Raw genomic sequence first — 6,483 nt, 5'->3', positions numbered from 1 at the left:
TAATTTTTAACTTAAATCCTTATACTTCTGAAAACCCGTTAATTAAAACTAACAAATACCCTGAATTATTTTATTAATTATTAAATCTAATATTTAAAATCTATCCCGAACAAGGTGGCAACTTTATTAATATATATATGGTGTAATGAAAATTATAAATAATCTAGTACAAAAACTATATAAGCTTTTAAAAGAAATTGCTCATCTAATAGTTTTCTAATATCTTTGCAGCCTTAATAAAAAAATATGATTCAAATAACTTTACCTGATGGTACAATAAAACCTTTTGAAAAAGGAAGTACTCCTATGGATGTCGCTAAAAATATTAGCGAGGGTTTTGCGCGAAATGTAATTTCTGCAAAATTTAATGATACAACTATTGAGTCTTCTACCCCACTTGTGGAAGATGGTGATTTAGTTTTATACACATTTAACGATGTTGATGGTAAAAAAGCATTTTGGCACTCATCGGCACATGTTATGGCACAAGCTATTCAACATTTATATCCCAAAGTTAAATTGACCATTGGACCTGCAATTGAGAATGGATTTTACTATGATATTGATTTTGGAGAAAATGTGGTTTCTGAAAAAGATTTTCCAGTTATTGAAAAAAAGTTTTTGGAACTTGCACGAGGAAAACATGAATTTAAAATGCGTGAAGTTAGCAAAGCCGATGCTTTAGCTAAATATAAAGAAGAAAAAAATCAATATAAAGTTGAGTTAATTGAAAACTTAAATGATGGAGAAATCACTTTTTGTGACCATTCAGATTTCACTGATCTTTGTAGAGGTGGGCATATTCCTAATACTGGTTTAATTAAAGCTGTTAAAATAATGAGTGCTGCTGGTGCTTATTGGAGAGGTGATGAAAAAAACAATCAATTAACACGTATATATGGTGTTTCATTTCCAAAACAAAAAATGCTTACGGAGTATTTAGAGTTATTAGAGGAAGCTAAAAAACGTGATCATAGAAAATTAGGAAAGGAATTAGAATTATTTGCTTTCTCATCAAAAGTTGGACAAGGATTACCTTTATGGCTCCCTAAAGGTGCAGCATTACGTGAAAGATTGGAGAACTTTTTAAAGAAAGCTCAGAAAAAAGCTGGTTATGAAATGGTAATAACACCTCATATTGGACAAAAAGAGTTATACGTAACTTCTGGCCATTATGCTAAATATGGTGAAGACAGTTTTCAACCAATTCATACTCCAAAAGAAGGTGAAGAATTTCTATTAAAACCTATGAATTGCCCGCATCACTGTGAAATTTTCAACCATAAACCTTATTCATATAAAGAACTTCCAAAGCGATTTGCCGAATTTGGAACCGTCTATAGGTATGAACAGAGTGGAGAATTACATGGATTAACTCGTGTTAGAGGATTCACTCAAGATGATGCTCATATTTTTTGTACACCAGACCAACTTGATGAAGAATTTAAACAAGTTATTGATTTGGTACTTTATGTTTTTAAATCACTTAGTTTTGAAAACTTTACAGCTCAAGTTTCTTTAAGAGATCAAGAAAATAGAGAAAAATATATTGGAAGTGACGAAAACTGGGAAAAAGCTGAAAATGCGATTATAAATGCTACTAAAGAAAAAGGATTAGATTACGTAATTGAATATGGAGAGGCTGCATTCTATGGTCCAAAATTAGACTTTATGGTAAAGGACGCTTTAGGCAGAAGTTGGCAGCTTGGAACCATTCAGGTTGACTACAATTTACCTGAACGCTTCGATTTAAGCTATAAAGGAGCAGATAATCAATTACACAAACCTGTAATGATACATAGAGCACCTTTTGGCTCCATGGAACGTTTTATTGCAGTATTACTTGAACATACAGGAGGAAAATTCCCATTATGGCTAACTCCAGAACAAGTAATTATTTTACCAATTAGCGAGAAATATCAAATATATGCTGAAAAAGTTTTAAATTTGCTAGAAAATTCCGAAATTCGCGCACTTGTAGATGATCGAAACGAAAAAACAGGTAGAAAAATAAGGGATGCTGAAATGAATAAAATTCCTTTTATGCTAATTGTAGGTGAACAGGAGGAAAATGAAAATACGGTTTCGGTTAGAAAACAAGGTGAAGGAGATATAGGTACATTAAAAATAAATGAGTTCATTTCCTTTATTAATAAAGAAATAGATAGTACATTAGAAAAATTTTAGTTTAATTTAAAACTTACTGTTATAGCAATCAAGAGAAGATCAGGGGGAAGAAAACCTTGGAGAGTAATTAAGGAGGACCAGCATAGAATTAATGAACACATTAAATATGTTGAAGAAGTCCGGTTAGTTGGTGACAACGTTGAAGTTGGGGTATATTCTCTTTCCAAAGCAAAATCTTTGGCCAGAGAACAAGAACTAGATTTAGTTGAGATATCACCTAAAGCTGTTCCACCTGTTTGTAAAATTATTGATTACAAAAAGTTTCTTTACGAACAAAAAAAGAGAGAAAAGGCTCAAAAATCAAAAGCTTCAAAAGTTGTTGTTAAAGAAATTCGATTTGGACCAAATACAGATGAACACGATTTTGAATTTAAGAAGAAACACGCCCTTAAATTTTTACAAGATGGAGCTAAATTAAAAGCTTTTGTATTCTTTAAAGGTAGATCTATTATATACAAAGATCAAGGTCATATTCTGTTATTACGTTTAGCAACGGAATTAGAAGAATACGGAAAGGTTGAGCAAATGCCTAAATTAGAAGGTAAACGTATGATTATGTACATTGCTCCAAAAAAGAAATAATAAGCTTTATTTGTAATCTTAATATAGATTAAATTAAAGAAAAAATATTAAGCAAGTCTAAAAAAGTAGAAGAAAAATGCCTAAAATGAAAACAAAATCTAGTGCTAAGAAGCGTTTTAAGCTTACTGGTTCTGGAAAAATTAAGAGAAAACACGCTTTTAAAAGTCATATTTTGACTAAAAAAAGTAAAAAACGTAAATTAAAGTTAACTCATGATGGTTTAGTACATAAATCAGATGAAGCTAACATTTTACAACAGTTAACTTTAAAATAATAAAGTTACAGGGAATTTAATAATTAACCTTGGAGTATGGCACATACAAGTGTAATTTAGTTTACCGCCTACTACAAAAAACAAATTGAAATTATGCCAAGATCAGTAAATTCAGTTGCTTCAAGAGCTAGAAGAAAAAAGATATTGAAGCAAGCAAAGGGTTACTTTGGACGTAGAAAAAACGTTTACACAGTAGCAAAAAATGCGGTTGAAAAAGGAATGTTATATTCTTACAGAGACCGTAAAAACAAAAAAAGAACTTTCCGTGCATTATGGATTCAACGTATTAACGCTGGAGCTCGTCAGTATGGAATGTCTTACTCACAGTTTATGGGAAAAGTAAAAGCTAATAATATTGAATTGAACCGTAAGGTTCTTGCAGATTTAGCTATGAACAATCCAGAAGCTTTTAAGGCAGTTGTAGATTCAGTAAAATAGATTTTTAATTTCTTGCTTATATATAAAAACCCAATCTTTCGATTGGGTTTTTTATTTGTAAAACTTTCTATTTTTCTATTTCCTTTAAACTTTCCATTTTTTTATGAGCCATAAAACCAGCAACATCTTCAAAATGCTCTTTAACACGTTTATTCCCAAACTCAAAAACTTTTTCGGCCAGGCCATCTAAAAAGTCACGATCGTGAGAAACAAGTATTAAAGTTCCATCAAAATCCTTTAAGGCTACCTTTATAATATCCTTTGTTCTCATATCTAAATGATTTGTTGGTTCATCAAGAATTAATACATTAACAGGTTCAAGCAACAATTTAATCATAGCTAAACGTGTTTTTTCACCACCCGAAAGTACTTTAACTTTTTTGGTTGTATCATCTCCACCAAACATAAATGCTCCTAACAAGTTCTTAATTTGAGTTCTGATATCACCAACAGCAATTTGATCTATTGTTTCAAACACTGTTAATTCTTCATCTAATAGTGACGCCTGATTTTGAGCAAAATAACCGATTTTAACATTATGTCCAATTTCCAATTTACCCTCAAAATTTATCTCACCCATAATAGCTTTTACCATGGTTGATTTTCCCTCTCCATTTTTCCCTAAAAATGCAACTTTTTCCCCTCGTTCTATTACAAGATTGGCATTTTTAAATACAACATGATTATCGTAATTTTTAGATAAATCACTCACAACAACTGGATATTGCCCGCTTCTTGGAGATGGAGGGAATTTTAATCGTAAGGCTGAAGAATCAATCTCGTCAACTTCTACTAACTTTAGTTTTTCCAACATTCGAACACGAGATTGAACCTGATTTGTTTTTGAATATGTTCCTTTAAAACGTTCAATAAATTCCATATTTTCAGCAATCATTTTTTGTTGCTCATCGAACGCTTTCTGCTGATGTGCCCGTCTATCCTTTCTCAATTCTAAATAATGAGAATATGTGGCTTTATAATCGTAAATTTTACCCATAGTAACCTCAACAGTTCTATTTGTAATATTATCTACAAATGCTCTATCATGAGAAATTACAATTACGGCTTTGGCAGAATTTATTAAAAAATCTTCTAACCATTGAACACTTTCAATATCTATATGATTTGTGGGTTCATCCAATAAAATTAAGTCGGGTTTTTGCAATAAAATTTTAGCTAATTCTATTCGCATACGCCATCCACCAGAAAATTCCGATGTTGATCTTTGAAAGTCTTCCCTAACAAACCCTAAACCTTTTAAAACTTTTTCAACTTCAGCTTCATAATTTATCTCTTCAATAGCATAAAACTTTTCACTAAGTTCAGAAACACGCTCAATTAGTTTCATATATTCATCACTTTCATAATCGGTTCTAATGGTTAATTGCTCATTAATTTTATCAATCTCGTCTTTCATTTCGAAAACTTCTGAAAAAGCTTTAGAAGTCTCTTCCATAACTGTTGATTCATCTTTTGCTAATAAATGTTGCGGTAAATAAGCAATTTTGGTTCCAAGTGGAGAAGAAATATTTCCTGAAGTTGGAGTTTTTACTCCAGCTATTATCTTTAGTAATGTTGATTTTCCAGCTCCATTCTTTCCCATCAAAGCAATTTTATCATTTTCATTAATTGCAAATGACACATTTTCAAATAATGTTGTTCCTCCAAATTTTATGGAAACGTCGTTAACTGTAATCATATTTTATTAGTTTTTTCGAAAGCGGCAAATATACATTGAATAATTTTATAGTTAAACTCAATCCAATTCATTTGTAAACAAAAAAAGCAAGAACCTGAAGTTCTTGCTTTAAATGAAATCTGTGGTACGAAGTTAATTATAAAACCTCTCCTAATTCTTTTAACTTTTCTGTATTTTCAGCTAGTTTTAATTCTTCAACTATTTTATGAATATCTCCATTAATAACATTAGATAAATCATACAATGTCAATCCAATTCTATGTTCTGTTACACGTCCTTGTGGATAATTATAAGTTCTAATTTTAGCTGAACGATCTCCACTTGCAACCAAAGAATTTCTTTTTTCCGAATCTGCAGCTAGCTTTTTTTCTAATTCTTGTTCATACAAACGAGAACGCAAAACCTTCATAGCCTTTTCTTTATTCTTATGCTGTGATTTTTGGTCTTGACATTGCGCCACTAATCCAGTAGGAACGTGTGTTAAACGTACGGCCGAATATGTTGTATTTACCGATTGACCTCCAGGTCCAGAAGAACAAAAATAATCTACACGAATATCACTTGGCTTTAATTCAACATCAAATTCTTCCGCTTCAGGTAGTACCATTACAGTTGCTGCAGAAGTATGAACTCTACCTTGGGTTTCAGTTTGTGGAACACGTTGAACACGGTGAACACCTGACTCAAACTTCATATCTCCGTATACATCACTTCCAGTAACACTAAAAATTATTTCTTTAAATCCACCTGAAGTTCCCTCACTAATATCCTCTACTTCAGTTTTCCAGCCTTTATCAGAACAATACTTAGTATACATTCTGTATAAATCTCCTGCAAAAATACTTGCTTCATCCCCTCCTGTACCTGCTCTAATTTCTACTATTACATTCTTGGCATCTTCAGGATCTTTTGGAATTAACATAAATTTAATTTTCTCTTCAAGTTCTGGAATTTGAGCAGTTGCCTCCTCAAGTTCTGCTTTTGCCATTTCTGTCATTTCTTCATCAGAACCATCTGCAATAATTTCCTTAGCCTCTTCAATATTATTTAGTAAAGATTCATATTCTTCAGCTATTTTCATTACCGCACTTAAATCTTTATACTCCTTATTTATTTGTATATAGCGTTTTTGATCTGAAATAATATCCGGTTGGATAATTAAGTCTGATACCTCATCGAAACGTTGTTTTACTATTTGTAACTTATCTAACATTTTTTATTTTTATTGGATTGCAAATTTACACTAATTTCTTGATACTATTATCCCAACCAACTTTTACTATATAAATAGAAAGTTAATGAA

General features: G+C 31.3%; 6 protein-coding genes. 4 read left to right on the top strand and 2 right to left on the bottom strand.

The genetic code is table 11. The features are described 5' to 3' along the window. Window positions 1–246 precede the first annotated feature (246 nt). From thrS to rplT, 4 genes are all read left to right on the top strand, one after another. On the top strand, window positions 247–2,187 hold the full coding sequence (gene thrS, locus Q0776_RS17410; RefSeq protein ID WP_298371177.1) for a threonine--tRNA ligase: 1,941 nt from the start codon (window positions 247–249) through the stop codon (window positions 2,185–2,187). Between the two features lie 66 nt (window positions 2,188–2,253). Next, window positions 2,254–2,769 (top strand): translation initiation factor IF-3, encoded by a 516-nt coding sequence (infC, locus tag Q0776_RS17405; RefSeq protein WP_298371188.1) that lies wholly within the window; start codon window positions 2,254–2,256, stop codon window positions 2,767–2,769. Window positions 2,770–2,845: 76 nt separating this feature from the next. Continuing rightward, entirely contained in the window at window positions 2,846–3,043 is a 198-nt protein-coding gene (gene rpmI / locus Q0776_RS17400) for a 50S ribosomal protein L35 (protein ID WP_134248853.1), read from the top strand. A 93-nt stretch (window positions 3,044–3,136) separates the two neighbouring features. Further along, window positions 3,137–3,481 (top strand): 50S ribosomal protein L20, encoded by a 345-nt coding sequence (gene rplT / locus Q0776_RS17395; RefSeq protein ID WP_089379679.1) that lies wholly within the window; start codon window positions 3,137–3,139, stop codon window positions 3,479–3,481. Between the two features lie 67 nt (window positions 3,482–3,548). Here rplT and Q0776_RS17390 read toward each other — a convergent pair whose 3' ends face one another. Beyond that, on the bottom strand, window positions 3,549–5,180 hold the full coding sequence (locus Q0776_RS17390; protein WP_298371164.1) for an ABC-F family ATP-binding cassette domain-containing protein: 1,632 nt from the start codon (window positions 5,178–5,180) through the stop codon (window positions 3,549–3,551). Window positions 5,181–5,316: 136 nt separating this feature from the next. Continuing rightward, window positions 5,317–6,393, bottom strand: a complete 1,077-nt coding sequence (prfA, locus tag Q0776_RS17385) for a peptide chain release factor 1 (protein WP_298371161.1) — start codon at window positions 6,391–6,393, stop codon at window positions 5,317–5,319. Window positions 6,394–6,483 lie beyond the last annotated feature (90 nt).

The organism is uncultured Lutibacter sp., assembly GCF_947495725.1.
Taxonomy (GTDB): Bacteria; Bacteroidota; Bacteroidia; order Flavobacteriales; family Flavobacteriaceae; genus Lutibacter.
The sequence above is the reverse complement of the archived record's forward strand: the minus strand, read 5'-3'. Positions and strand labels throughout refer to the sequence as shown.